Below are 24,206 nucleotides of genomic sequence, written 5' to 3' on the forward strand. Positions count from 1 at the left end.
CCGCTGTAAGAGCGGAACCCATATCAGCAACAACCCAAATAACGGATATACACCCAAACCCAAACCCACAAACCACCTTACGGCAGCAAAGCCAACTCAATCAGCTCATGCAGTTCTTCAACCTCAAGCGGCGCGGTAGAAAACAGATTACGAAAAACGGTTGGCGCAACGATCAAATTGATCAGCCGATCCACGCTGGGAAGTGTTCCGGCGTCGTCGGTGTACCGACCCAGGATCGTCTCCAACTGCCCGGTGAGAATCCCCACGCAATACCCCGGCGCCTGACTGCATTGCACATCACGCATCATCTCGCGGCCAAGGTCCGAGCTCATCTCATCACGGTATTGCTCACCCCAGGCCCGCAGGTCTCCGCGCAGGCTGCCGGTATCAGCCGGCTCACTGTCCGGGCGCAGACGGGCCATCGCAACATCGGCCAGCAGCGCCGCCAAGTCACCCCAGCGCCGGTAGATGGTCGAAGGCGTCACTCCGGCGCGCGTGGCTATCTGCGGCACGGTCACGCTGGAACGGTCCTGCTCTTCGAGCAATTCACGCACCGCCGAATGCACTGATTCCTGGACCCGGGCACTACGGCCCCCCGGGCGGAGCCCTTCTTTTATCGCCATGCGTAAAACCTTAACACAAAGAATTTGCTTTAAGCGCCATCCAGTAGCACACTCCGCAAAAGCAAAATATTAGCTTTAGCGGAGCGTGCCCATGTCCAGCGTTACTTCTCATCGTTCCAGCCTGGTGTTTCTGGCGATCACCTTGCTGACGTTTCTCGCCGCCTCCAGCGCGCCGACCCCGTTGTACCACCTCTATCAAGAGGGCCTGCACTTTTCGGCGGCGATGTTGACCCTGGTATTTGGCATTTACGCCTTGAGCCTGCTGGCTGCATTGCTGACCGTGGGGTCGCTGTCGGACCACCTGGGGCGCAAGCCGGTAATTTTTGCCGCGCTGCTCCTCGATATGCTGGCGATGTTGCTGTTTATCAATGCCGACAGCGTCAGCTGGCTGATTGCCGCCCGCACGGTACAAGGCTTTGCCACCGGCATGGCCACCGCTGTGCTGGGCGCCGCATTGCTCGACACCGACCGCCAGCAAGGCCCGCTGATCAACAGCGTAGCGCCTTTGCTGGGCATGGCCTGCGGGGCCATGGGCTGCAGCCTGCTGGTGGAGTTCGCGCCGATGCCGACCACGTTGATTTACTGGACCCTGCTCGGGTTGATGATCCTGCAGGCATTGTACGTCTGGCGCCTGCCGGAGACAGTCAGCCGGATTCCGGGGGCCCTGGCCTCGCTATGGCCCACCTTGCATGTACCGCCCCAGGCCCGCCGCGCCTTGTGGATCTCGTTGCCGGTAGACGTAGCCGTATGGGCCATGGGCGGTTTTTATCTGTCCCTGGCGCCCTCGCTGGTGCGGGCGGCGACCGGGTCTACCTCGAACCTGATCGGCGGCGGACTGGTGGCGGTGTTGACGCTGAGCGGGGCGGTGATGATTTTCAGCCTGCGCAACCGCCCGGCGGACAAAGTCCTGCGGTTGGGCGCCGTGCTGCTGGCGGTGGGTGTTGCGCTGATCCTCACGGCCGTCCACAGCGCCAGCCTGCCGCTGTTCTTCATTGCCACGCTGATCGCCGGCGGTGGTTTTGGCTCGGGATTCCTCGGTGCGCTGCGCAGCGTCTTGCCGTTGGCCTTGCCCCATGAGCGGGCGGGCTTGATGTCGGCGTTCTATGTGCTGAGTTACCTGGCGTTCTGTGTGCCGTCGCTGTTGGCGGGCAACTTGACGCGCACCTTCGGTTTGATCGCCACCACCGACGGTTATGGCGTGGTGCTGATTGTATTGGCACTCGGCGCGTTGGTGGCGTTGCTAATGCAGGATTTGGCGAAGAGCAGGGCGACGGCGGGTAATTGATTCGGTAATAATTCGTCACCCTTACGCCTTGGGATTCACCCATGAAGATCATCCGCAGCAAAGAATTCACCGGCACCCGCGCCTGGGAGGCGCTGGACATCGCCAATATGAACGGCATCACCACCCGTTTGCATTGGACCGACCAGCCGTATCGCTGGCACGTGAATGACGGTGAAGAGGTGTTCGTGGTGCTTGATGGCCAGGTGCAGATGCACTATCGCGAAAACGGCAGCGAACAGATGGCCTTGCTTCAGGTAGGCGACATCTTCTACGCCAGTGTCGGCACCGAGCATGTGGCCCATCCACAGGGCCCCGCACGGATTCTGGTGATTGAAACCGAAGGCAGCGTTTAATCACATATCTACGAAACAGATAACAGTTAGAGATATTACCCGTTATATAGATATTCGATTCGGTTCTACCATGGTCTCAACCTCATGCGAGGAAGAGGACTACACCATGACTTGCCCGAATACGCTTCACAGCAGCTTGAAACCCTTCAGTCACCTGACCCGTCCCCGGGAAGTGATTCGCCAGTTCACCCCCAACTGGTTTGCCGCCACCATGGGCACCGGGGTGCTGGCGTTGGCGCTGGCGCAATTGCCGGTCAACCTGGCGGGGCTGCACGCCGTGGCCGAAGGGCTGTGGCTGTTTACCATCGGCCTGTTTGTACTGTTCAGCGTGCTGTATGCGGCGCGCTGGGTGATGTTTTTCCACGAGGCCCGGCGCATTTTCGGGCACTCCACGGTGTCGATGTTCTTCGGCACCATCCCCATGGGCCTGGCGACCATTATCAACGGCTTCCTGCTGTTTGGCGTGCCGCGCTGGGGGGATGGCGTGGTGCAACTGGCCGAGGTGCTGTGGTGGCTCGACGTCGCGATGGCCCTGGCCTGCGGGGTGCTGATCCCGTTCATGATGTTCACCCGTCAGGAACACAGTATCGACCAGATGACTGCCGTGTGGCTGTTGCCGGTGGTGGCCGCGGAAGTCGCCGCCGCCAGCGGTGGCCTGCTGGCGCCGCACCTGGCCGACGCCCATTCGCAACTGGTGATGCTGGTGACCAGCTACGTGCTGTGGGCGTTTTCCCTGCCGGTGGCGTTCAGCATCCTGACCATCCTGATGCTGCGCATGGCCCTGCATAAACTGCCACACGCCAATATGGCCGCGTCGAGCTGGCTGGCTCTAGGTCCCATCGGCACCGGTGCCCTGGGCATGCTGGTACTGGGCGGTGATGCACCTGCCATCTTTGCCGCCAACGGTCTGCCCGGCGTCGGTGAGATGGCCAACGGCATCGGCCTGGTCGCAGGCATCACCCTGTGGGGCTTCGGCTTGTGGTGGATGCTGATCGCGGTGCTGATCACCCTGCGTTACCTGCGGGCCGGTATTCCGTTCAACCTTGGCTGGTGGGGATTCACCTTCCCGTTGGGCGTGTACTCGCTGGCCACGTTGAAACTGGCGAGCACCTTGCACCTGGGTTTTTTCAGCATCGTTGGTTGCGTGTTGGTGGCGGCGCTGGCGCTGATGTGGCTGATCGTCGCCAAGCGCACGGTGCAGGGCGCCTATAGAGGCGAGCTTTTTGTATCGCCGTGCATTGCAGGACTAGCGAATAAGTAAGCAGGATTAGGTAAAGTCGTGGCCTGGAAAAACCAATAACAGCCTTCAGGCCACGCAGGAACACGGACGATGAGCCACCCCTCGCAATTCACTTTGCTGCGCAAACGGCGTTTCCTGCCGTTCTTCATTACCCAGTCCCTTGGTGCGTTCAACGACAATATATTCAAGCAGTCGTTGATCCTGGCGATTCTCTACAAGCTGACCATCGAGGGCGACCGCTCGATCTGGGTCAATCTCTGCGCGTTGCTGTTTATCCTGCCGTTCTTCCTGTTCTCGGCCCTGGCCGGGCAATTTGGCGAGAAGTTCAACAAGGACGCGCTGATCCGGGTGATCAAGATCGGCGAAATCGTGATCATGTCCGTGGGCGCGGTGGGTTTCATGTTCAACCACCTGGAGCTGATGCTGCTGGCGCTGTTTGCCATGGGCACGCACTCGGCGCTGTTCGGGCCGGTGAAGTACTCGATCATGCCCCAGGCCCTGCACGAAGATGAGCTGGTGGGCGGCAATGGCCTGGTGGAAATGGGCACGTTCCTCGCGATCCTCGCGGGCACCATTGGCGCCGGGATCATGATGTCGTCCACCCATTACGCGCCGGTGGTCTCGACCGCCATCGTCGGCATTGCGGTGCTGGGCTACCTGGCCAGCCGCAGCATTCCGCGCGCGGCGGCGTCCAGCCCCGAGATGCGCCTGAACTGGAATATCTTCAGTCAGTCCTGGGCCACCTTGAAGCTCGGCCTGGGGCAGACACCGGCGGTGTCGCGCTCGATTGTCGGCAACTCGTGGTTCTGGTTTGTCGGCGCGATCTACCTGACGCAAATCCCGGCCTACGCCAAGGAATGGATGTACGGCGACGAGACTGTGGTAACGCTGATCCTCACGGTGTTCTCGGTGGGCATCGCACTGGGTTCGATGCTGTGCGAAAAGCTCTCCGGGCGCAAAGTCGAGATCGGCCTGGTGCCGTTCGGCTCGTTCGGTTTGACCGTTTTCGGCCTGCTGCTGTGGTGGCATTCCGGCGGCTTCCCGCAGAACGTCCAGGCCAACGACTGGATCGCCGTGCTGAGTTACGGCCAGGCGTGGTGGGTGTTGTTCGATATCCTTGGCCTCGGCGTATTCGGCGGCTTCTATATCGTGCCGCTGTACGCGTTGATCCAGTCGCGTACCGCCGAGAACGAGCGGGCGCGGGTGATCGCGGCCAACAACATCCTCAACGCGCTGTTCATGGTGGTCTCGGCGATCGTCTCGATCCTGCTGCTGAGCGTGGCTAAGCTGTCGATCCCCGAGCTGTTCCTGGTGGTGTCGCTGCTGAACATCGCGGTCAACACCTACATCTTCAAGATCGTGCCCGAGTTCACCATGCGTTTCATGATCTGGCTGCTCAGCCATTCCATGTACCGCGTCGAGCACAAGAACCTCGAGCTGATCCCGGACGAGGGCGCGGCGTTGTTGGTGTGCAATCACGTGTCGTTTGTCGATGCGCTTTTGATTGCCGGTTCGGTGCGTCGGCCGATTCGTTTTGTCATGTACTACAAGATCTACAACCTGCCGGTTTTGAACTTTATCTTCCGCACTGCCGGGGCGATTCCGATTGCCGGGCGGCATGAGGACATCCAGATCTACGAAAAGGCCTTTCAGCGGATTGCCCACTACCTTAAGGACGGCGAGCTGGTGTGCATCTTCCCGGAAGGAAAATTGACCTCCGATGGCGAGATGAACGAGTTCCGCGGAGGGGTGACGCGAATTCTTGCAGAGACGCCGGTGCCGGTGATTCCGATGGCGTTGCAGGGGTTGTGGGGGAGTTTCTTCAGTCGCGATCCGAACAAGGGCTTCTTTCACCGGATCTGGTCACGGGTGACCCTGGTGGCCGGCGCGCCGGTGACGGTAGAGGCGGCGACGCCAGAGGCGTTGCATGGGGTGGTGGGGGAATTGCGCGGGGGTGTCAGGTAGTTGATCGTTCCCACGCTCTGCGTGGGAATGCCGCCGTGGTCGCTCTGCGTCCGCTTTTAGAGTCGTGACGCGGAGCGTCACAGGATGCGTTCCCACGCAGAGCGTGGGAACGATCTGGTGCCTACCTAAGCGCTGATCTTGAGGCCAATGAGCCCGCAGATAATCAACGCCACACTGGCCAGTCGAAACAACGCCATGGACTCCCCGAACAGGATAATCCCGGCAATCACCGTGCCCACCGCACCGACTCCGGTCCAGATGGCATAGGCGGTGCCCAGCGGCAGTTCCTTCATGGCCAGCCCCAACAGTCCGAGGCTGACGGCCATGGCGGCAATCGTCAGGGCCGTGGGCAGTGGCTTGCTGAAACCGTCGGTGTATTTCAGTCCGACGGCCCAGCCGACTTCAAACAGTCCGGCAAAAAACAGAATGATCCAGGACATGATGACCTCGCTTCTATAAGGCGGGGTCGTCCCCTGAATTAATCGCGCGATAGCGTCGCGAGGTCGTCCACGCGAAGCCCGTTAGAGTGCCGAATATTGATCAGGTGATCAAGTTTCTGACTTGCTTGCCAGCAGCTCTCGGTCTTCCTTTTCGCTCATTCGCCGGAAGTACGTAGCCAGGAGTGCCCCGGAAATATTGTGCCAGACGCTGAACAGCGCACTCGGCACCGCCGCCAGCGGCGAGAAATGCGCACTTGCCAGTGCGGCGCCCAAGCCGGAGTTCTGCATGCCCACTTCCAGCGACAGGGATTTGCGTTGCGCCAGCGGCAGGCCGAACACACGGCCGGTGAAGTAGCCCAGCAGGAAGCCAAAGGTGTTATGCAGGATCACCACCGCCATGATCAACAGGCCCGACTCGGCAATCTTCGCCTGGCTGGCCGCCACCACGGCGGCGACAATCGCCACGATGCTGACCACCGACACCAGCGGCAACACCTCGACCGCATGCCGTACCCGGGCGCCCAGCAAGCGCTGCGCCACCACGCCCAACATGATCGGCAGCAGTACCACTTGCAGGATCGACCAGAACAACTCCATGAACGACACCGGCAACCAGGCCGAGGCCAGCAGCCAGATCAGCGCGGGCGTCAGCAGCGGAGCGAGGAGGGTGGTGACGGCTGCAATGGCCACCGACAGGGCCAGGTCGCCTCGGGCCAGCCAGGTCATGACGTTGGACGACGTGCCGCTCGGGCAGCAGCCGACGAGGATCACACCGACGGCAATTTCCGGTGGCAGGTGAAAGACCTGGCACAACAGCCAGGCCACGCCGGGCATGATCACGAAATGCGCGACCACACCCAATGCCACGCGCCACGGATGGCGCGCGACTTCAGCGAAATCTTCAAGTTTGAGGGTCAGCCCCATGCCGAACATTACCAGGCCCAACAGCGGCACGATGGCGCCTTTGAGGCCGAGAAACCAGGCAGGTTGCAGGAACGCAACCACGGCAAAAATCAGCACCCAGTAGGCGAAGGTATTGCCGACGAAACGGCTCAAGGCGGCGAGTGCACGCATGGGGTTGGTCCTTGTTATTCGATTTTGGAAGTGCTGACCCGATCAACTGTGGGAGCTGGCTTGCCTGCGATAGCATCACCCGGGTGCAACTGATAAACCGAGGTGCCCGCATCGCAGGCAAGCCAGCTCCCACATTGACTGTGCCCACTTAAGACTTAGATACCTTGTGGGGTTTCTTCGCCACCCAGTGCCTCAACCAACGCCGGCAGGAAGTCGCCAAACGTCAGCATCATCAGGGTAAAGCTGGCGTCCTGCTGGCCCAGTGCTTCGTCGCCGCCGTCCTGTTCAGCCTGATCCTGCAGCAGGTCTTCGAACTTCAGGCGCTTGACGGTCATTTTGTCGTCCAGCATGAAGGACAGCTTGTCCTGCCAGGCCAGGGACAATTGGGTCACGACTTTGCCGGTGGTCAGGTGCAGCTGGATCTCTTCGCCGGTCAGGTCCTGGCGTTTGCAGCGCACGATGCCGCCGTCTTCGTGGGTGTCGCGCAGTTCGCATTCGTCGAGGACGAAGAAGTCATCGGCCGGTTTCTGGGTGGTGACCCAGTCGGTCATGATGGCGGTTGGCGCGGTTTTCACGGTCAGCGGACGTACCGGCAGGGTGCCGATCACTTCACGCAGGGTGGACAGCAGGTCTTCGGCACGTTTCGGGCTGGCGGAGTTCACCAGGATCAGGCCTTGTTTCGGCGCGATGGCGGCGAAGGTCGACGAGCGACGGATGAACGCGCGCGGCAGGAAGGCCTGGATGATTTCATCCTTGATCTGGTCGCGTTCCTTTTTGTAGACCTTGCGCATTTGCTCGGCTTCGATCTCTTCGACCTTTTCCTTCACCGCATCACGCACCACGCTACCCGGCAGGATACGTTCTTCCTTGCGCGCAGCGATCAGCAGGAAATCACCGCTGACGTGCACCAGTGGCGCGTCTTCGCCTTTACCGAAAGGGGCGACGAAACCGTAAGTGGTCAACTCCTGGCTTGCACAAGGGCGCGCCAGTTTGGTGGCCAGTGCAGTTTCCAACGCCTCGGCATCAACAGGCAGATCTTGGGTCAGGCGATAGATAAGCAGGTTTTTGAACCACATGGGGTGAGTCTCTCCTTATATACAAAGGGGGGCATTATTCTCCTCATGGCGTCATAGGCCAACCCTCGCTAAGCCATTGGAAGGCCTGAAAAAAATTATTTAAGAAAGTGCTTGCCAGACTATGGGTCGCTCCGTAGAATGCGCGCCACACCGAAAGTGAAGGGTGATTAGCTCAGCTGGGAGAGCGTCTGCCTTACAAGCAGAATGTCGGCGGTTCGATCCCGTCATCACCCACCATTCGCTTTATGTGTTACGCGCAGCGGTAGTTCAGTCGGTTAGAATACCGGCCTGTCACGCCGGGGGTCGCGGGTTCGAGTCCCGTCCGCTGCGCCATATTCGGTCACCTGGAACGCTGAACGCCAGGTACCACAGGAAGCCCGCTCATTGAGCGGGCTTTTTGCCGTCTGGGGTTTGCTTAAATCGCCGGTCTAAAAAACGCCCCCGATCATGTGCAGTGATCGGGGGCGTTTTTGATTGGGTTTAGAAATCCCAGCGGGTACTGACCATTACGTTGCGAGGGTCGCCATAGTACGACGAGTTGTAGAAGCCGATGTTGGTGTAATACGACTTGTCGAACACGTTGTTGACGTTGACGGTCGCCGACACGCTGTCGGTGATCTGATAGCGGGCCATCAGGTCCACCAGCCAGTAGGGATCCTGGGCAAATTTTTCTTGAGCGCCGCCCTTGGCCCAGTTGCTCAGTACCTGCCAGCCTTGACCCTGCCAACGCGCGCCGCCGCCGAGGGTGAGTTTGTCGAGGCTGCCGGTCAGCTTGTAGCTGGTATAGACATTGACCTGATCTTCCGGCTCCCAGGTCGATACCTTCTTGCCGCTTTCATCACGGGCAATCTTGTGGGTGTAGCCTGCCTGCAACTGCCAGCCGGGTGTCAGCTCGCCAGAGATTTCCGCCTCATAACCCTTGGTTTTCGAAGTGATCGGCTTATAGGCGTAGTCGCGAGCGGGGTTGGTTGGATTGGCGTTGTACTCCGTATCTTCCTCGGGGCGGTTTTTTTCGTGAACCTCGAAGTAGGCGATGCTGGAATTCAGGCGCCCTTCGAAGAATTCACCTTTGAGCCCCACTTCGTAGTTCTTGCCTTCATCCGGCTCCAGCAATTTGTTGTTGCGATCACGGTTGAACGACTGCGGCAGGAAAATTTCCGTGTAACTGGCGTAGGCCGACACGTTGTCGTTCAGGTCGTATACCAGGCCCGCATAGGGCAAGACCTTGCCGCTTTTTTTCGTATCGCTGGTGCCGGTGACCTGGAAGTCTGCAACGCGCGTGCCCAGCAGCAGCGAAAGATCGTCCGTGAGGCTGAAGCGAGCGGTCATGTAGCTGCCGGTCTGGCGGGTGATTTCATCGTTTTTGTTGGTGACTTCGCCCCAGTCCGGCTTCGGGATGTCGCCGTTCCAGTTGTAATAGTCGAAGTTATTGTTGGGCAGGCTGGCGTTGGTGTAGTCCTTGCCTTTCCAGTGGGAGCGGGAAACCGAGGTGCCGACCACCAACTGGTGTTCTCGGCCAAACAGGTCGAAGGGGCCAGAGGTGTAAAGGTCGGCGCTGTCGCTGACGGTTTCACCTGTGTATTTGCGCGCCAGCACTGAGGGCAAACCTGGGCTCACGAAACCCAGGGGGGCGTTGTAACCGTTGATTTGATGGTTGTACTGACCTTTGGCGACCCAGCCATTTTCGAAGCTGTGTTCAAGGGTGGCAAAGGCGGTGCGCGTGTACTGCTGCCAACTGCTCCACCGTGGCCCGTTGTTGAATGAGCGCTTGGAGCCAATGCGATTGCCGGATTCGTCATACAGCGAGGCACTGCCGGTCCAGCTTGAGCCTTTGGGGTCATTATCCTGATAGTCCGCGCCCACGGTCAGCAGGGTATCCGGCGACAGGTCCGCCTCCAGGATGCCGTAGTAGACGCTGGTTTTGCGTTGGTAATGGTCCATGAAGGACTGTTTGTCTTGATGGGCCGCCACGGCTCGGCCGCGGATGTTCCCGGTTTCGGTCAAGGGACCGCTGACGTCAACTTCCGATCGGTAGTTGTCCCAGGAACCGGCGCCAAGGTCGATATGGCCCTTGAATTCCTGGGTAGGTTTCTTGCGGATCATGTTGATGGTGCCACCAGGGCCACCGGCGCCAGTGAGCAGGCCAGTGGCGCCCTTGAGGATTTCTACCCGGTCATAGATCACCATGTCGGTGAGGGTATGGCCGGACGAATACTGCGGGTCTTGCAGGATAGGAATACCGTCGTACTGGAAGTTGCGAATCGCGAAGCCGCGGGAGTAATAGCTGGTACGGTCGCTGTCATACGTTGCCACGGTGATGCCCGGGGTATGGCGCATCACGTCGTCGATGGAGTTGAGGCCAAAGTCATCCATGGCCTGGCGGGTGACCACCGAGATCGATTGCGGAGTTTCCCGTGGCGTCAGCACCAGGCGGGTAGCGGTGGCGATGGTGCCGGGGGTGTAAGAGCCGGAGCCTTCGGTAATGGTGCCGAGTTGGTTGGCGCTGATCTGCGTCGCCCCCAGCTCCACGGCGCCGGTGGGGGTAGGGTTGGCTTCCAGTGCGTAGACCTGATCACCTTTGACTGCCCGATAACCACTGCCACGCAGCAGCTTTTCAAACCCAACCTCCACGCTATAAGTGCCTTTGAGTCCCGGGCCCGCGAGCCCCTGCAGGTTCTGGGACTGGAACACGATAGCCACGCCCGCTTGCTGGGCGAACTGGTTGAGTGTGGCGCCCAGCGGCCCGGCAGGTATGTCGTAGGCTTGGGCCGCAACGGCTACCGTGTCGGCCTGGGCCAGATGGGTATTGAGCAGCGTCGTCGCGAGCAGTGTGAGGGTCAGCGGCGCGCTGCTCAGCAGGCGTCTGCGAGGCTTGGAAGGGAAGGGCATGGTGAGGGCAGTCCTTTAGTCATCGGTATACCTTCCTTGACGGGCAACCCGAAAAAAAGCGGAAGCAATGCGAATAATTATTTTTTGCTCTCGGTATCCGGGCTGACAATTATCAGCCATGGGGTAAAGGTTTTCAGCGTGATCGGCAGGGTTTGAGCCAGCATCTGCAAGGTGCGGTCGGTGTCATCCAGGGGAAGTACGGCCGAGACCTTGAGACTGGCCAGTGCGGCGCGATCAAACTGCAAGCGGCCCGAACGGTGACGGGCGATCTCATCCAGCACTTCCGGCAACGGTCGGTTATCCACCACCAGTTGATGGCGGCGCCAGGACCCATTGATGCTCGCCGTATCGATGCTGCCGGAGAGGCGCACGGCATCTTTGCTGAGTCGCGCCTGCGAGCCCGCATCAACTTCCAGTGTCTGCTGCCCGTTCGCGCTTTTTGCCGCCACGCGGGATTCGAGCATGCTCAGCACCGTAACGTCATCCTCGCGCCTGACCACAAATCGCGTACCCAGGGCGCGCAGGGTGCCTTGGGCGGTCTGCACCACAAATGGCCGTTCGCCATCGTGGGCCACTTCCACCAGGATCTCGCCTTGCAGCAATTCGATGCGGCGCTGCCGGCTGTCGAAATGCAGATTCGCCGCACTGATGCCGTTCAGGGTCAGCGTCGAGCCGTCCGCCAGCCGCAGGGTTTTCCATTCGCCGGGGCCGTTGTGCACATCGGCCATCCATTGTTGTGGATAAGGACTGTAGAGCAGCGCCATGGCGGGAAGGCCCAGGCTGCAGGCCAGTACCAACGCGCGGACGTAGTTTTTGCGCGCCTTCCCATGCCGGGGAAAGGCCGCACTCAAGGCCGCCCGGGCCGGTGCCTTTTGCCCGCGCAGGGCCTGCATCCGCGCAATCACATCTTCCATGCGCGCTGCTGATGCGGCGTGTTGCGGGCCTTGCTGCTTCCAGCGCTCGAACGCCTGGCGCTGGGCCTCGGTCAATTCACCTTCGTGCAGGCGAATCATCCATTCGGCGGCTTGTTCATCGATCTGTTGGCGAGAGTCGGGCATGCGCGGCTCAGATGTCCACGCTGTGGCTGCAATGCAGCAGGGCCTGGATCAGGTATTTGCGTACCGTACGTTCCGACAGCTTCAGTTGTCGGGCGATTTGCTGCTGGGTCAGGTCTTCGAGGTAATACAGCACAAACGCCTGGCGCATATTGTCGTGCATGCCTTCCAGCATGAAGGCGATGTGCTCGAGGGCTTCCAGGGTGGTGTGGATCTGTTCGGGCGACTGGAAACCTTCCAGGGTTTCCACCGTCAGCATCAATTCCTGAAGGTAGGCGTGCTCAATCTGCTTGCGCCGGGCCTGGTCGATGATCAGCCGCCTGGCGGTGGTACTTAAATAGGCGCGGGGTTCGCGGATGGCGGTCACCGACTCGCGGGCGTGCAGAATCCGCGCGAAGGTGTCCTGCGCGACGTCGGCGGCGTTATGGGTACAGCCCAGTTTTCGGCGCAACCAAGTGAACAGCCAGCCGTGATGCTCGCTGTACAGCTCGGTAATCTCCCGTTGGAACGGCGGTTCACCCACAGACATAAGGCCCGGCCCAGGTGTTATTGAGAATAATTGTTAATTGTGGGGCCAAGGCTTGGGCAAACGCAATAGACTCGCGTTTGCACCCAAAGCGCCGGTTTTGCGGGGTGCGCGGGGTCGAAGACAAAATATTTTAAATAAATTGCATTTAAATCATGACATTACGGAAAAATGCTATAGAATGCGCCCCACACCGAAAGTGAAGGGTGATTAGCTCAGCTGGGAGAGCGTCTGCCTTACAAGCAGAATGTCGGCGGTTCGATCCCGTCATCACCCACCATTCGCTTTATGTGTTACGCGCAGCGGTAGTTCAGTCGGTTAGAATACCGGCCTGTCACGCCGGGGGTCGCGGGTTCGAGTCCCGTCCGCTGCGCCATATTCGGTCACCTGGAACGCTGAACGCCAGGTACCACAGGAAGCCCGCTCATTGAGCGGGCTTTTTTGTGCCTGGGATTCAGCTCAACGATTGAATGCCCGGTTCGGTTTGCACGGGTGCAATGCTATTTCGCCCCATGAAGGCCAGGACCACCAACGCCGTCAGCACGGTGAATCCCGCGAGCAGTTGCAGCAAGGTGTTGAACCCCGCGATGTAGGCGCTGCGCAGTGCTTCCAGCGGAAGGGCGGCCGAGGCCAGTTGCACGTTGCCCATGACCAGGCCTTGGGCAATCACTGACACGTCGGCCCCTGCGCGACCCTTCAGGTGATGTGCCACCAATGCGCCCAATACCGCCATCGTGATCGCCAGCGCCACGCCTTCACTGGCCACGCGGGTCGTGTTGAAAATCCCCGCCGCCATTCCCGCGCGCTCCTTGGGCACCACGCTGATCGCCAAACCATCCATCAAACCCCACGGCAGCCCGGTGCCGATCCCGATGACCAGCATTGCGGCGATGGTCTGCGCAGGCTGGTTGGCCAGGCTTAATCCCCACAGGCCCACCGCCGCGATCAGCAAGCCAATGGCACACAACAGTCCTGCTGAGAGCCAGCGGGTCAGCGATGCGGCGATCATCGGCACCACCAGCATCGGTGCCGATAACGCGAGCATCATCAAACCCGCGTCCAGCGCGCTGGCGCCTTCCACACCGATAAACCGCAGGGGCAGCAACACGATCAGCACGATGTAGCAGTAACAGGTACCGATCGGCAGGAGCTGCACGCCAATAAAACGCGGGAAGCGAAACAGCCGCAGCTCCAGCATCGGTTGGCTGGAGCGGTTTTCGACGAGGATAAACACCAGCAAAAACACCGCCGCCGCGATCAGCAGGGCATCAACCAGCGGCGACGTCCAGCCGTGCTCCGGCGCGAGGATCACCGCCGTGGTCAGGGCCACCAGCATCGCGGAAAACGTCAGTACACCAGCGGTGTCCAGCCGCAACGCTTGCGGGTCGCGGCTTTCACGCATTTTGGGCGCGGCAAACAGCAGCGAAATACCGGCCAATAATGCAGTGCCGAGAAAAATCGAGCGCCAGCCCCAGTGCTCGATCAGCAACCCCGACAGCAATGGCCCAAACGCCAGGCCTGCACCGAATGTGGTGCCCAGCAAGCTGAAGGCGCGGGTACGGGCGTGCCCGTCGAACTCCTGGGCCAGCGCCGCACAGCCACTGGCCAATGCCGCAGCCGCCGCGACGCCCTGCACACCACGCAACACATCCAGCCAGAAAATCCCCGGTGCCACTGCCAGCAGCAAGGAGACCACGGTAAACAGCGCCATGCCCCACAAGAAAAGACGCTTTCTCCCATAGAGGTCGGCGAGGGTGCCGGCGGCCATCAACAGGCTGCCGAAACTCAGCATGAACGCGTTGGTGATCCACGCCAGTTGGCTGGGCTGGGCGGCAAATGCCTGGCCGATAAAGGGCGTGGCGACGGCGCCGCCGGTAAAGCTCATGGGCAATACCAGGGCGGCCAGGCAAATGGCCGCCAGGATGGAATATCGGCCATGGGCGGGCGCAGATTCGGTTGTAGTGGTCATAGGGGCATTCCCGTGAGTCAGAAGATTAAAAGACTCTAATCAGGATGCAATCACGGATAAACGGGCTTACATTCCTTTCATAACGGACTTGATGGACGCAATGACGTGACCGATAACCTGAGCGGCGTGATCGCCTTCGTGAAAACCGCGGAAGCCCTGAGCTTCACCGGCGCGGCCCGGGCGATGGGGATTTCCGCTTCGGCGGTGGGCAAGAATGTCGCCAAGCTTGAGGCGTCACTGAATGTGCGGCTGTTGCACCGCAGTACGCGCAAGGTCAGCCTCACCGCCGAAGGCCAATTGTTCTACGAGCGCAGTCGGAAGATTCTCGACGACCTGCAAGACGCCCGCGCCATGCTTTCCCATGCGATGCAGGCACCCCGGGGCAAACTGCGGGTCAGCCTGCCCACCATCGGTTATCGCTTTCTCTTTCCGCACATGAGGGCGTTCCGCAAAGCCTACCCCGAGATCGAACTGGAGCTGGATTTCAACGACCATCTGGTGGATGTGATCGAGGAGGGCTTCGACGTGGTCATCCGCAGCGGCGGTCTGGCGGACTCGACCCTGATGGCCCGCAAACTGGGACCGTTCAGGTTTGTGCTGTGCGCATCACCCGAGTACCTGCGGGCCAACGGCCGGCCAGAGTCCCTGAGCGATTTGGAGCATCACCCGTGCTTGCGTTACCGCTTCGCCACCACCGGCAAAATCATGGACTGGACCTTGTCCGCCAACCCGGCCATCACCCAATTGCGCCTGCCCACCGCGCTGACCCTGAACAACATGGAGGCCATGCTCCGGGCCGCGATGGACGGCCATGGGATTGCCTACGTGCCAGACTTCCTGGCCCGCGAAGCACTCGCCCAAGGCCAGCTGGAAACCGTGCTCGACGGCCATTCCGATGACCAGGGCCAGTTCTGGGCGCTGTGGCCATCCAGCCGGCATCTCTCGCCGAAGATCCGCGTGTTTGTCGACTTCGCCGCCGCGCACCTGTTCACAAGCCTACCAACCGGTAGCCCACCTGCAACTCGGTGATGAAGTACTGCGGCTGGGCCGGGTCCGCCTCCAGCTTCTGCCGCAGGTGCGCCATGTGCACCCGCAGGTAGTGGGCGCGGTCCACGTAGTCCAGGCCCCACACCTCGAGCAATAATTGCCGGTGGGTGAGCACCCGGCTCTGCCCGCGAATCATCGCGCACAGCAGGCGGTATTCGATGGGCGTCAGGTGCACCGGCAGGCCTTGGCGCCACACTTCATGGGTCGCCAGGTCCACCTCGATATCACCAAACGCCACCTTGCTGGTGGCCGCCACGGTGCCGGTCTGCCCATGACGGCGCAGTTGCGCACGGATGCGCGCGAGCAACTCGGGTACGCCGAAGGGTTTGGTCAGGTAGTCATCGGCGCCGGCGTCCAGGGCGGCGACTTTTTCCTCTTCGCGATCCCGTGCCGACAACACCAGGATCGGCACCGCCAGCCATCCCCGCAGCTCGCTGATCAGCTGTTTGCCGTCGCCGTCCGGCAGGCCGAGGTCGACGATCACCAGGTCCGGCTGACGGCTGGAAGCGTGGATCAACGCGCGTTTGACGCTGTCGGCCTCGAACACCTGGAAGCCCTCATCCTGCAGGGCGATGCCGACAAAACGGCGGATGTTGGCCTCGTCTTCAACAATCAGAATGCGTGCAGTGCTCATAGGGCGTCCATTGGGGGCGGAGTACCCGCCGGTAAAGTGATGACGAAATGCATGCCGCGCTCGCTGCCGGGTCTGGCTTCGATGCGCCCGCCGTGGGCTTCGACGATGCGCTTGGCCAGGGCCAGGCCCAGGCCGATTCCGGCGACCGAGGATTCCTGCTGGCCACGGGCAAACGGTTCGAACAGATTGGCCGGCGCGCTGCCCGGGCCGGTGTCGCTGACTTCCAGCAGGATGCTGTCGGAAACGGAACGGGCGGTGACGGTGATGACCGTGCCAGGCGGGGTGTATTTGGCGGCGTTGTCCAGCAGGTTGACCAGCACCCGTTCGATCAGCAGCGCGTCGACTTCCACCAGCGGCAACTGCGGGTCGAGGGTGGTGTGCAGCACATGCCGGGCCAGTGGTTCGCGTAATTGGCGCAGGGCGCTGCCGACAATTTCTTCCAGCAGATGCCATTGCCGGTTGAGTCGCACACCGCGCTCCTGCATGCGGGCCATGTCCAGCAAGTTTTCGATCAAGCGTTGCATCGAAGTCGCCTGCTCATGAATACCGTGCAGCAACGCGGTCAGCGGCCCCGGCGGCGCATGGGGCAGGGCGGTGTCGGCGGCGCCGATCAGTGTGGTCAGGGGGGTGCGCAGGTCGTGGGAAATCGCCGCGAGCAAGGTGTTGCGCATTTTCTCGCCTTCCATCTGCACCATCGTGCTTTGCGCCACTTCGACGAAGTGCACGCGCTCCAGGGCAATCGCCAATTGGCTCATGCAGGCTTCCAGCAGGCGGCGCTCTTCGGGCTCGTTGAGGCGTTCGCTTTGCGTCAGTTCCAGCACCAGCACACCGCGCACGCGCATCGGCGCCTTGAGCGGCAGATAGCAACCCTTGGCGGCGGACAAGGTGTCGGTGCCCTGGCCGGCGGACTGGCCGTGGTCGTAGGTCCATTGGGCGATGCTGTCGTCGATCGGCAGCCCACCTGCGCCCACGCTGTGCACGCCGTCGGCGGCGTCCGGCAAGGCCAGGCCGACCCGCGCCTCGAACACGCCGCTGAAGGTGCGCAGCGCCACTTCGCTGATCTGCTCCACGGTCAACGCGGCCGACAGGTCCCGGGCCAGACGCGCCAGGGACGTGGCGCGGCGTTCTCGAGCGGCGGCGGTGCGCGCTTCGTGGCGCAGGCGGGCGGTGAGTTGCCCGGTGATCAGGGCGATGCCGAGCATCAGCGCGAAGGTGAAGAAATACTGGGTGTCGTTGACGGTAAACGAGTAGCGCGGCTGGACGAAAAAGAAGTCGAAACACAGCACTGCGAGCATCGCTGCCCACACGCCGGGGCCGCGTCCAAACCGCAGGGCCACCAGCACCACCGTGAGCAGGAACAGCATCACCACGTTGGCCAGGTCGAACACCTGCAGCAGCAGCGCGGCGATGGCGCTGGCGGTGAAACAGGCGAGTGTGGACCAGAGGTAGGCCAGGGTTCTGCCGGGCGCTGGCGTAGGTTTTTCAATGGCAGGAACAGTGCCTGGCAACATGCCATGGGCGATCACGATCTGGTCGATCTGCGGATGGTGCCGGCTGATCCGGTCGCTCACCGACTGATGCCAGAACCGCCATGCCCGGCGCGGGTGATGGCCGAGCACCAGGCGATTGGCGTTGTGTTCCCGGGCACAGGCGGCCAGTGCTTCGGCGACGTCCATGCCCGGCAATGTCGCGGTGTCGGCGCCGAATTCGCTGGCCAGCGCCAGGGTTTTCATCGCCGTGAGATAACGCTTGGCGCCGCGGCCCTGGGCTGCGGCGACGTGCACCACGATCCAGTCCGCCTCGAGCTTTTGCGCCAGGCGCGCGGCTTCTCGCACCAGGCGTTCATCACCGGCGTCACCGGCCACGCCTACCAGCAATCGCTCGCGGGCGGGCCACAGGGTCTTGATCGACTGTTCGCGACGGTACACGCGCATCTGCGTGTCGACCCGGTCGGCCGTGCGGCGCAGGGCCAGTTCCCGCAGGGCGAGCAGGTTGCCCTTGCGGAAAAAGTGCCGCGACGCACGTTCGGCCTGAGGGCCCAGGTACACCTTGCCGTCCTTCAAGCGTTGCAGCAGATCATCCGGCGGCAGGTCCACGACGACCACTTCGTGGGCATTGTCGAACACGTGGTCCGGTACGGTTTCCCGCACGCGAATACCGATGATCCCGCTCACCAGATCGTTAAGGCTTTCCAGGTGCTGGACGTTGAGGGTGGTCCACACATCGATGCCGGCGCTGAGCAGTTCTTCCACGTCTTGCCAGCGTTTCGGGTGGCGCGAGCCGGGTACGTTGCTGTGGGCCAGTTCATCCACCAGCAGCACGGCGGGATTGCGTTGCAGGGCGGCGTCGAGGTCGAATTCGGTGAGGGTGAAATCGTGATGCAGGCGTTGGGCGCGGGGCAGTTGTTCGAGGCCGTTGAGCAGGTTGGCGGTTTCCTGGCGGCCGTGGGTTTCCACCACACCGGCGAGTACGTCGCGGCCCAGGCTGACTTCCCGTTGCGCCGCGTCAAGCATGGCGCAGGTCTTGCCCACCCCGGCGTTGGAGCCGAAGTAGATACGCAGTTTGCCGCGCAAGGCGGCCTGTTCTTCCTGCTGGACCCGGGCGAGAAGGGCGTCGGGGTCGGGGCGTTCTTCGTTTAATGCGGGCATGTCATTCCTGGTCAATGCGGTTCAATGGTGGGAGCGGGCTTGCTCGCGAAAGCGGTGTGTCAGTGACAGTCGAGTTGGCTGACACTCCGTATTCGCGAGCAAGCCCGCTCCCACATTGGGTTTGCGGTGCTACACGAGACCCAGCCCGGTCAGCACCAGGTCAATCAGCTTGATCCCGGCAAACGGCACCAGCACCCCGCCCAGGCCATAGATCAGCAGGTTGCGATTGAGCAATGCCGCCGCGCCAATCGCCCGGTACGTCACGCCGCGCAGGGCCAACGGAATCAGCGCCACGATGATCAACGCGTTGAAAATCACCGCACTGAGGATCGCCGAGTTGGGACTGCTCAGGTGCATCACGTTCAACGCACCGAGTTGCGGATAGGTCGCGACAAACGCCGCCGGGATGATCGCGAAATATTTCGCCACGTCATTCGCCACGCTGAAGGTGGTCAGTGCGCCACGGGTCATCAGCATCTGCTTGCCCACCTCGACGACTTCGATCAGCTTGGTCGGGTTGCTGTCGAGGTCGACCATGTTGCCGGCCTCTTTCGCTGCCTGGGTGCCGCTGTTCATCGCCACCGCCACGTCGGCCTGAGCCAGTGCCGGGGCGTCGTTGGTGCCGTCGCCGGTCATGGCCACAAGCTTGCCCTGGGCCTGGTAGTCGCGGATCAGTTGCAGCTTGTCTTCCGGGCGCGCCTCGGCGAGGAAGTCATCCACGCCGGCTTCCACCGCAATCGCGGCGGCGGTCAGGCGGTTGTCGCCAGTGATCATCACGGTCTTGATGCCCATGCGCCGCAGTTCGGCGAAGCGCTCCTTGATGCCGCCCTTGACCACGTCCTTGAGCTCTACCACGCCGAGTGCTTTCGCCCCGTCCGAGACCACCAGCGGGGTGCTGCCGCGTCGCGATACTTCGTCGACCTTGGCCTGCAATGCAGCCGGAAAGCTCCCGCCGAGTGCTTCGATATGACTGCGGATCGCATCTGCTGCACCCTTGCGAATACCGCGGCCTTCGGGCAGGTCGACGCCGCTCATGCGGGTCTGTGCAGTGAAGTGCACAAAGCTTGCGCCGAGGGCGTTGATGTCCCGCGCGCGGATGTCGAACTTCTGCTTGGCCAGCACCACGATGCTGCGGCCTTCCGGGGTTTCGTCGGCCAGGGACGCCAGTTGCGCCGCGTCGGCCAGTTCAGCTTCCTTGACTCCCGGTGCCGGCAGGAAACTGCTGGCCTGGCGATTGCCCAACGTGATGGTGCCGGTCTTGTCCAACAGCAACACGTCGATGTCACCCGCCGCCTCAACCGCGCGGCCGGAAGTGGCGATCACATTGGCCGACATCATGCGGCTCATGCCCGCCACGCCGATGGCCGAGAGCAGGCCGCCGATGGTGGTGGGAATCAGGCACACCAGCAACGCCACCAGCACCGTGGCGCTGATCACGTTGCCACTGCCACTCATGGCCACGGCGAAGATCGAGTACGGGCTCAGCGTGGCGATCACCAGCAGGAACAACAGGGTCAGGCCTACCAGCAAAATCGTCAGGGCGACTTCGTTGGGGGTCTTCTGGCGCTTGGCGGATTCGACCATCGAGATCATGCGGTCGAGGAACGACTCGCCCGGGTTGACGCTGATGCGCACCACCAGCCAGTCCGACAGCACCCGCGTGCCGCCGGTGACCGAGGAAAAGTCGCCGCCGGCCTCGCGAATCACCGGTGCCGATTCGCCAGTGATTGCGCTTTCGTCCACCGAGGCCACCCCTTCGATCACCACGCCGTCCAGCGGCACCAGGTCGCCGGCTTCGATCAACACCACCTGGTCTTTGCGCAACAGCGTGGCTTCGGTCGGCAGCCACGCGGCGCCGTGTTTGGGTTGTTGCAGCAACTTGGCCAGGGTCTGGCGCTTCATCCCGCGCAGGCTGGCGGCCTGGGCACGGCTGCGGCCTTCGGCCAGGGCCTCGGCAAAGTTGGCGAACAGCACGGTAAACCACAGCCACAAACAGATGCTGAGGATAAAGCCGCTGGGCGCTTCACCCTGGCCACCCACGGACTGGAACCACAGCAGCGTGGTGAGGATGCTGCCCAGGTACACGACGAACATCACCGGGTTTTTCCACTGCGCCTGGGGCAGCAGTTTCTTGAACGCATCCCCGCAGGCGGTGAGCACGATGGCGCGATCAAACAGAGGTAAACGAGCATTCTTGATCATGGGGGAATCTCTTACTCACTGGCCGCAATGGGGGGCTGGCGCAGAGGCAGGCGGGCGTCCAGCGCGAGGTTGAGTTGCAGCACATTGACCCGTGGTTCGCCGAGCAAACCCAGGGTGCGTTCCGCGGTGTTTTCGTTCACCAGTTGCAGCAGTTCGGCTTCGGGGATCTGTCGCAGGCGGGCGACCCGGGCCAGCTGGATGCGTGCGTTGGCCACGGAGATATGCGGGTCCAGGCCGGAGGCGGAAGCGGTGACCGCATCCACCGGTACCTGGGCCTCGGCGGCGAGGCCGTTGTCCTGGCGGTAGGCTTTGACCCGGGCCGCGACCTGGTCCACCAGTTTCTGGCTGGTAGGGCCCAGGTTGCTGGCGCCGCTGGAACCGGCGTTGTACGGCTGGGAGACACTTTTGCTCGGGTCTTGCGGGTCGGTACCGAGGGTCATGCTCGGGCGGCCGTGGAAGTAGCCGGGCTTGGTGAAGTCCTGGCCGATCAACGCCGAGCCGATCACCAAACCGTCGCGTTCAATCAGCGAGCCCTGGGCCTGGAACGGGAACAGCAACTGCGCGGCAAAGGTGGTGAAGACCGGGTAGGCGAGGCCGGTCAGCGCCATGAAAAACACTGCCGAAACCAGCACCGGGCGCAACAGCCCTTTGAATATCGATTGAGTCGTCATCAACGTGTCCTTAGTTGTACGTCTGGCCGGACAGCAACTGCAGTTGCTCCACCAGCGGACCGAGCGCGAGCGCCGGCAGGAAAGTCAGGCCGCCCACCACCAGCACCACAAACACCACCAGCACCATGAACAGCGGGGTTGCGGTGGGGATGGTGCCGGCGCCGGCAGGCACGGTCTTTTTCATCGCCAGGGAACCGGCCACGGCGAGCATCGGCAGCATGGTGAAGAAGCGCCCGACCAGCATCGCCAGGCCAATGGTGGTGTTGAAGAACGGCGTGTTGGCGTTCAGCCCGGCGAACGCCGAACCGTTGTTGGCGGTGCCCGAGGTGTAGGCGTAGAGCACCTCGCTGAAACCGTGGGGGCCGAGGTTATTCAGGCTGGCCATGGTGTCGGGCCACAGCGCGGCGAGGGCGGTGAACCCGAGGATGCTGATGGGGTGCGCGAGCACCGAGAGCATCACCAGTTTCATCTCCCGAGCCTCGATCTTCTTGCCGAGGAATTCCGGGCTGCGGCCAATCATCATGCCCACCAGGAACACCGTCAGCAGCGCGTACTGGATCAGGTTGATAAAGCCCACGCCGTCGCCGCCGAACACGCAGTTGAGCATCATCTGCGCCAGGGGCACGAAGCCGCCCATGGGGGTCAATGAGTCATGCATCGCGTTGACCGAGCCGGTAGTGGCCGCGGTGGTGGTGGCGATAAACAGGCTGCTGTCGGCAATGCCGAAGCGCAGTTCCTTGCCTTCCATATTGCCGCCGCTTTGCTCGATGGACAGCGTCTGGTTGGCACCGGCCTGGGTCAGCAGCGGGTTGCCGTTTTGCTCGGCGCCATACACCAGAGCGAGAAAGCCTAAGAACATCACCAGGAAGGTGCCGAAAAACACCCAGCCCTGACGGCGTTGCAGCAGCATGCTGCCGAAGGTGTAGGTCAGCGCCGACGGGATCAGCAACATGCTGAGGATGTGCAGGGCGTTGGTCAGCGGCGTCGGGTTTTCGAACGGGTGCGCGGCGTTCATGCTGAAGAAGCCGCCGCCGTTGGTGCCGATATGCTTGATCGATTCAAAGCTCGCCACGGCGCCGACAATCAGTTGTTGCTGCGCGCCTTCCAGGGTGGTGGCCAGGGCTTGGGAGGAAAAGGTCTGCGGCATGCCTTGCCACACATACACCAGAGCCATGCCCACGCACAGCGGCAGCATCACGCGGTACAGGGTGCGGGTGAAGTCGACCCAGAAGTTGCCGATATCCGCCGAGCTTGAGCGACTCAGTCCACGGATAAAACCGGCTGCGGCGACCACGCCCGAGGTGGCGCCGACGAACATCAGGAAGGTGATTACTGCCATCTGGCTGAAGTTCGACAGGCTGGTTTCGCCCGAGTACGCCTGCCAGTTGGTGTTGGTGATAAAGGAAGCGGCGGTATTGAACGCCAGGTCCGGGGTTTGCGCGGCCAGCCCGAGTGGGTTGATCGGCATGACGGCCTGTAACCGCAGGATGAGATAGCCGAGCAGCATCATCGCGGCGTTCGACAGCAACAGGGCCGAACCGTAGCGGGCCCAGCTCATGGTTTCCAGCGGGTCGATGCCCAGCAGGCGATAGGTATAACGTTCCGGCAGGGCGTGGCGGGTTCCGGTAAACACCCGGGTCAGCCACTTGCCCATCAGCACGGCGAGCCCGGTCATCAACACCAGGACCAGCGCAAATTCCAGCAAAGTGCTTAGCATGTCGAGGCTCCGTTCAAATCTTGCCCATGGCGACAATGGCCATGGTTGTCGCGGCGAAAAACACCAGGGAGAGGCCTACAAAAATCATGTCGTACATGGTGGGGCTCCCTAGAACTTTTCGGCGCGAATGAGGGCGTAGCCCAGATAAGCGAACAGCCCGACGGCGCATAGGCCGCTGGCGATATAGATGAACTTGAGTGTGAGCACGGTGGAACTCCCCTGATTAATAAGCCGCGATTGCGGACGCGGGGAGGTTAAGAGGTTGGGTATCAAGTTCGGGCACTGATTGCGGGTTTGGGCATTAAGACGGTGTATAGAGGGCGGTGGGGTGGGCGAACGGAAAAAAGGGATAACCCGGGGGCGGGGTATCCCTTGAAGCACTGGGGTTTTGCTGCTTTTGATGATCAGCTTATTTGGCTTTCTTTTTCTTTGATTCGCGGGTGGCGAGTTGTTCGAAGCAAAACGCGGCGGCGCCGAACAGGGCGATCATTGAGAGGACGATCATGCCTAACGTTGAACTTTCCACGATGACTTCCTGCGGGGGTTATTGGGGTGGAGGTCACAGTAGTGGAGGGGGGATTAGTTGCTCAATAGAGACGACTTAAACGTTACGGCTGGGGTTGAATCTATACGGAATCTTTACGTGGCTGTTGTGTGTATATCCGTTTTTTAGGTAACGGCTACTTATGGTTTCGCTCTTACAGCGACTCACTTTGGAAAAGCCCCAAAGTAAGCAAAGGGCTCTGCCCCGCCTGTCGGCACCTCGCTAGTGCTCGGTGTTCCCTCACTCCG

The 24,206-nt window shown here is 61.6% G+C and carries 19 protein-coding genes and 4 tRNA genes; 9 read left to right on the plus strand and 14 right to left on the minus strand.

Going from position 1 to position 24,206, the window contains the following annotated elements; genetic code table 11:
• Positions 1-77: 77 nt before the first annotated feature.
• Positions 78-623 (minus strand): TetR/AcrR family transcriptional regulator, encoded by a 546-nt coding sequence (locus HX818_RS28460; RefSeq protein WP_177021154.1) that lies wholly within the window; start codon positions 621-623, stop codon positions 78-80.
• Positions 624-714: 91 nt separating this feature from the next.
• Between HX818_RS28460 and HX818_RS28465 the strand changes: the two genes are divergently transcribed.
• The 4 genes from HX818_RS28465 (at position 715) to HX818_RS28480 (ending at position 5,466) form a co-directional block, all read left to right on the plus strand.
• On the plus strand, positions 715-1,908 hold the full coding sequence (locus HX818_RS28465) for an MFS transporter (RefSeq protein WP_177021155.1): 1,194 nt from the start codon (positions 715-717) through the stop codon (positions 1,906-1,908).
• A gap of 41 nt (positions 1,909-1,949) precedes the next feature.
• On the plus strand, positions 1,950-2,261 hold the full coding sequence (locus tag HX818_RS28470; protein WP_102606155.1) for a cupin: 312 nt from the start codon (positions 1,950-1,952) through the stop codon (positions 2,259-2,261).
• A 106-nt stretch (positions 2,262-2,367) separates the two neighbouring features.
• The gene (locus tag HX818_RS28475; RefSeq protein WP_177021156.1) at positions 2,368-3,522 is read left to right on the plus strand and encodes a TDT family transporter; all 1,155 of its coding nucleotides are present in this window, start codon (positions 2,368-2,370) and stop codon (positions 3,520-3,522) included.
• A 69-nt stretch (positions 3,523-3,591) separates the two neighbouring features.
• Positions 3,592-5,466 carry an MFS transporter gene (locus tag HX818_RS28480; RefSeq protein ID WP_177021157.1) on the plus strand — a complete coding sequence of 625 codons (1,875 nt, stop codon included), beginning with the start codon at positions 3,592-3,594 and terminating at the stop codon, positions 5,464-5,466.
• Positions 5,467-5,591: 125 nt separating this feature from the next.
• Here HX818_RS28480 and sugE read toward each other — a convergent pair whose 3' ends face one another.
• The 3 genes from sugE to rdgC form a co-directional block, all read right to left on the minus strand.
• Positions 5,592-5,906, minus strand: coding sequence for a quaternary ammonium compound efflux SMR transporter SugE (gene sugE, locus HX818_RS28485; RefSeq protein WP_003190128.1), 315 nt, complete (start codon positions 5,904-5,906; stop codon positions 5,592-5,594).
• 108 nt (positions 5,907-6,014) lie between these two features.
• On the minus strand, positions 6,015-6,980 hold the full coding sequence (locus tag HX818_RS28490) for a bile acid:sodium symporter family protein (protein WP_177021158.1): 966 nt from the start codon (positions 6,978-6,980) through the stop codon (positions 6,015-6,017).
• 155 nt (positions 6,981-7,135) lie between these two features.
• Entirely contained in the window at positions 7,136-8,056 is a 921-nt protein-coding gene (gene rdgC, locus HX818_RS28495; RefSeq protein ID WP_008430455.1) for a recombination-associated protein RdgC, read from the minus strand.
• A gap of 161 nt (positions 8,057-8,217) precedes the next feature.
• Here rdgC and HX818_RS28500 point away from each other — a divergent pair.
• Positions 8,218-8,293 (plus strand) — tRNA-Val (locus HX818_RS28500).
• 19 nt (positions 8,294-8,312) lie between these two features.
• Positions 8,313-8,389 (plus strand) — tRNA-Asp (locus tag HX818_RS28505).
• 147 nt (positions 8,390-8,536) lie between these two features.
• On the opposite strand, the gene HX818_RS28510 is transcribed toward HX818_RS28505, so the two are convergent.
• The 3 genes from HX818_RS28510 to HX818_RS28520 form a co-directional block, all read right to left on the minus strand.
• Positions 8,537-10,945, minus strand: a complete 2,409-nt coding sequence (locus tag HX818_RS28510) for a TonB-dependent siderophore receptor (protein WP_177021159.1) — start codon at positions 10,943-10,945, stop codon at positions 8,537-8,539.
• A gap of 77 nt (positions 10,946-11,022) precedes the next feature.
• Entirely contained in the window at positions 11,023-12,003 is a 981-nt protein-coding gene (locus HX818_RS28515; RefSeq protein ID WP_177021160.1) for a FecR family protein, read from the minus strand.
• 7 nt (positions 12,004-12,010) lie between these two features.
• A complete protein-coding gene (locus HX818_RS28520) occupies positions 12,011-12,529 on the minus strand; it encodes a sigma-70 family RNA polymerase sigma factor (RefSeq protein ID WP_008430460.1) in 519 nt (172 codons plus the stop codon).
• Between the two features lie 201 nt (positions 12,530-12,730).
• Between HX818_RS28520 and HX818_RS28525 the strand changes: the two genes are divergently transcribed.
• Positions 12,731-12,806 (plus strand) — tRNA-Val (locus tag HX818_RS28525).
• Between the two features lie 19 nt (positions 12,807-12,825).
• Positions 12,826-12,902, plus strand: a tRNA-Asp gene (locus HX818_RS28530).
• A 78-nt stretch (positions 12,903-12,980) separates the two neighbouring features.
• Here HX818_RS28530 and HX818_RS28535 read toward each other — a convergent pair.
• Positions 12,981-14,495 carry an MFS transporter gene (locus HX818_RS28535; protein ID WP_177021161.1) on the minus strand — a complete coding sequence of 505 codons (1,515 nt, stop codon included), beginning with the start codon at positions 14,493-14,495 and terminating at the stop codon, positions 12,981-12,983.
• 105 nt (positions 14,496-14,600) lie between these two features.
• Between HX818_RS28535 and HX818_RS28540 the strand changes: the two genes are divergently transcribed.
• Complete coding sequence (locus tag HX818_RS28540; RefSeq protein WP_177021162.1) at positions 14,601-15,524, plus strand: LysR family transcriptional regulator; 924 nt, start codon at positions 14,601-14,603, stop codon at positions 15,522-15,524.
• Here HX818_RS28540 and HX818_RS28545 read toward each other — a convergent pair.
• The 6 genes from HX818_RS28545 to kdpF form a co-directional block, all read right to left on the minus strand.
• Positions 15,484-16,176: a response regulator gene (locus HX818_RS28545; RefSeq protein ID WP_003219430.1), complete on the minus strand. Its 693-nt coding sequence runs from the start codon at positions 16,174-16,176 to the stop codon at positions 15,484-15,486. The two genes, HX818_RS28540 and HX818_RS28545, sit on opposite strands and share 41 nt — an antisense overlap.
• On the minus strand, positions 16,173-18,824 hold the full coding sequence (locus HX818_RS28550; protein ID WP_177021163.1) for a sensor histidine kinase KdpD: 2,652 nt from the start codon (positions 18,822-18,824) through the stop codon (positions 16,173-16,175). Before HX818_RS28550 ends, HX818_RS28545 begins: the two co-directional genes overlap by 4 nt.
• A 129-nt stretch (positions 18,825-18,953) precedes the next feature.
• Positions 18,954-21,026 carry a potassium-transporting ATPase subunit KdpB gene (kdpB, locus tag HX818_RS28555; protein ID WP_177021164.1) on the minus strand — a complete coding sequence of 691 codons (2,073 nt, stop codon included), beginning with the start codon at positions 21,024-21,026 and terminating at the stop codon, positions 18,954-18,956.
• An 11-nt stretch (positions 21,027-21,037) separates the two neighbouring features.
• A complete protein-coding gene (gene kdpC, locus HX818_RS28560) occupies positions 21,038-21,697 on the minus strand; it encodes a K(+)-transporting ATPase subunit C (protein WP_177021165.1) in 660 nt (219 codons plus the stop codon).
• Positions 21,698-21,707: 10 nt separating this feature from the next.
• The gene (kdpA, locus tag HX818_RS28565) at positions 21,708-23,414 is read right to left on the minus strand and encodes a potassium-transporting ATPase subunit KdpA (protein WP_177021166.1); all 1,707 of its coding nucleotides are present in this window, start codon (positions 23,412-23,414) and stop codon (positions 21,708-21,710) included.
• A 108-nt stretch (positions 23,415-23,522) separates the two neighbouring features.
• Positions 23,523-23,621, minus strand: coding sequence for a K(+)-transporting ATPase subunit F (gene kdpF / locus HX818_RS31570; RefSeq protein ID WP_003219423.1), 99 nt, complete (start codon positions 23,619-23,621; stop codon positions 23,523-23,525).
• Positions 23,622-24,206: the final 585 nt, after the last annotated feature.

The sequence above is a fragment of the Pseudomonas sp. F9001 genome (assembly GCF_013385435.1).
Classification (GTDB): domain Bacteria; phylum Pseudomonadota; class Gammaproteobacteria; order Pseudomonadales; family Pseudomonadaceae; genus Aquipseudomonas.

Coding starts and splice junctions, on each gene's coding strand:
- kdpB (WP_177021164.1), bottom strand. CDS start 21,026: ATGATCAAGAATGCTCGTTTACCTCTGTTTGATCGCGCCATCGTGCTC.
- sugE (WP_003190128.1), bottom strand. CDS start 5,906: ATGTCCTGGATCATTCTGTTTTTTGCCGGACTGTTTGAAGTCGGCTGG.
- rdgC (WP_008430455.1), bottom strand. CDS start 8,056: ATGTGGTTCAAAAACCTGCTTATCTATCGCCTGACCCAAGATCTGCCT.
- HX818_RS28470 (WP_102606155.1), top strand. CDS start 1,950: ATGAAGATCATCCGCAGCAAAGAATTCACCGGCACCCGCGCCTGGGAG.
- kdpA (WP_177021166.1), bottom strand. CDS start 23,414: ATGCTAAGCACTTTGCTGGAATTTGCGCTGGTCCTGGTGTTGATGACC.
- HX818_RS28520 (WP_008430460.1), bottom strand. CDS start 12,529: ATGTCTGTGGGTGAACCGCCGTTCCAACGGGAGATTACCGAGCTGTAC.
- HX818_RS28460 (WP_177021154.1), bottom strand. CDS start 623: ATGGCGATAAAAGAAGGGCTCCGCCCGGGGGGCCGTAGTGCCCGGGTC.
- HX818_RS28465 (WP_177021155.1), top strand. CDS start 715: ATGTCCAGCGTTACTTCTCATCGTTCCAGCCTGGTGTTTCTGGCGATC.
- HX818_RS28475 (WP_177021156.1), top strand. CDS start 2,368: ATGACTTGCCCGAATACGCTTCACAGCAGCTTGAAACCCTTCAGTCAC.
- HX818_RS28490 (WP_177021158.1), bottom strand. CDS start 6,980: ATGCGTGCACTCGCCGCCTTGAGCCGTTTCGTCGGCAATACCTTCGCC.
- HX818_RS28515 (WP_177021160.1), bottom strand. CDS start 12,003: ATGCCCGACTCTCGCCAACAGATCGATGAACAAGCCGCCGAATGGATG.
- HX818_RS28535 (WP_177021161.1), bottom strand. CDS start 14,495: ATGACCACTACAACCGAATCTGCGCCCGCCCATGGCCGATATTCCATC.
- kdpC (WP_177021165.1), bottom strand. CDS start 21,697: ATGACGACTCAATCGATATTCAAAGGGCTGTTGCGCCCGGTGCTGGTT.
- HX818_RS28480 (WP_177021157.1), top strand. CDS start 3,592: ATGAGCCACCCCTCGCAATTCACTTTGCTGCGCAAACGGCGTTTCCTG.
- HX818_RS28510 (WP_177021159.1), bottom strand. CDS start 10,945: ATGCCCTTCCCTTCCAAGCCTCGCAGACGCCTGCTGAGCAGCGCGCCG.
- HX818_RS28545 (WP_003219430.1), bottom strand. CDS start 16,176: ATGAGCACTGCACGCATTCTGATTGTTGAAGACGAGGCCAACATCCGC.
- HX818_RS28550 (WP_177021163.1), bottom strand. CDS start 18,824: ATGCCCGCATTAAACGAAGAACGCCCCGACCCCGACGCCCTTCTCGCC.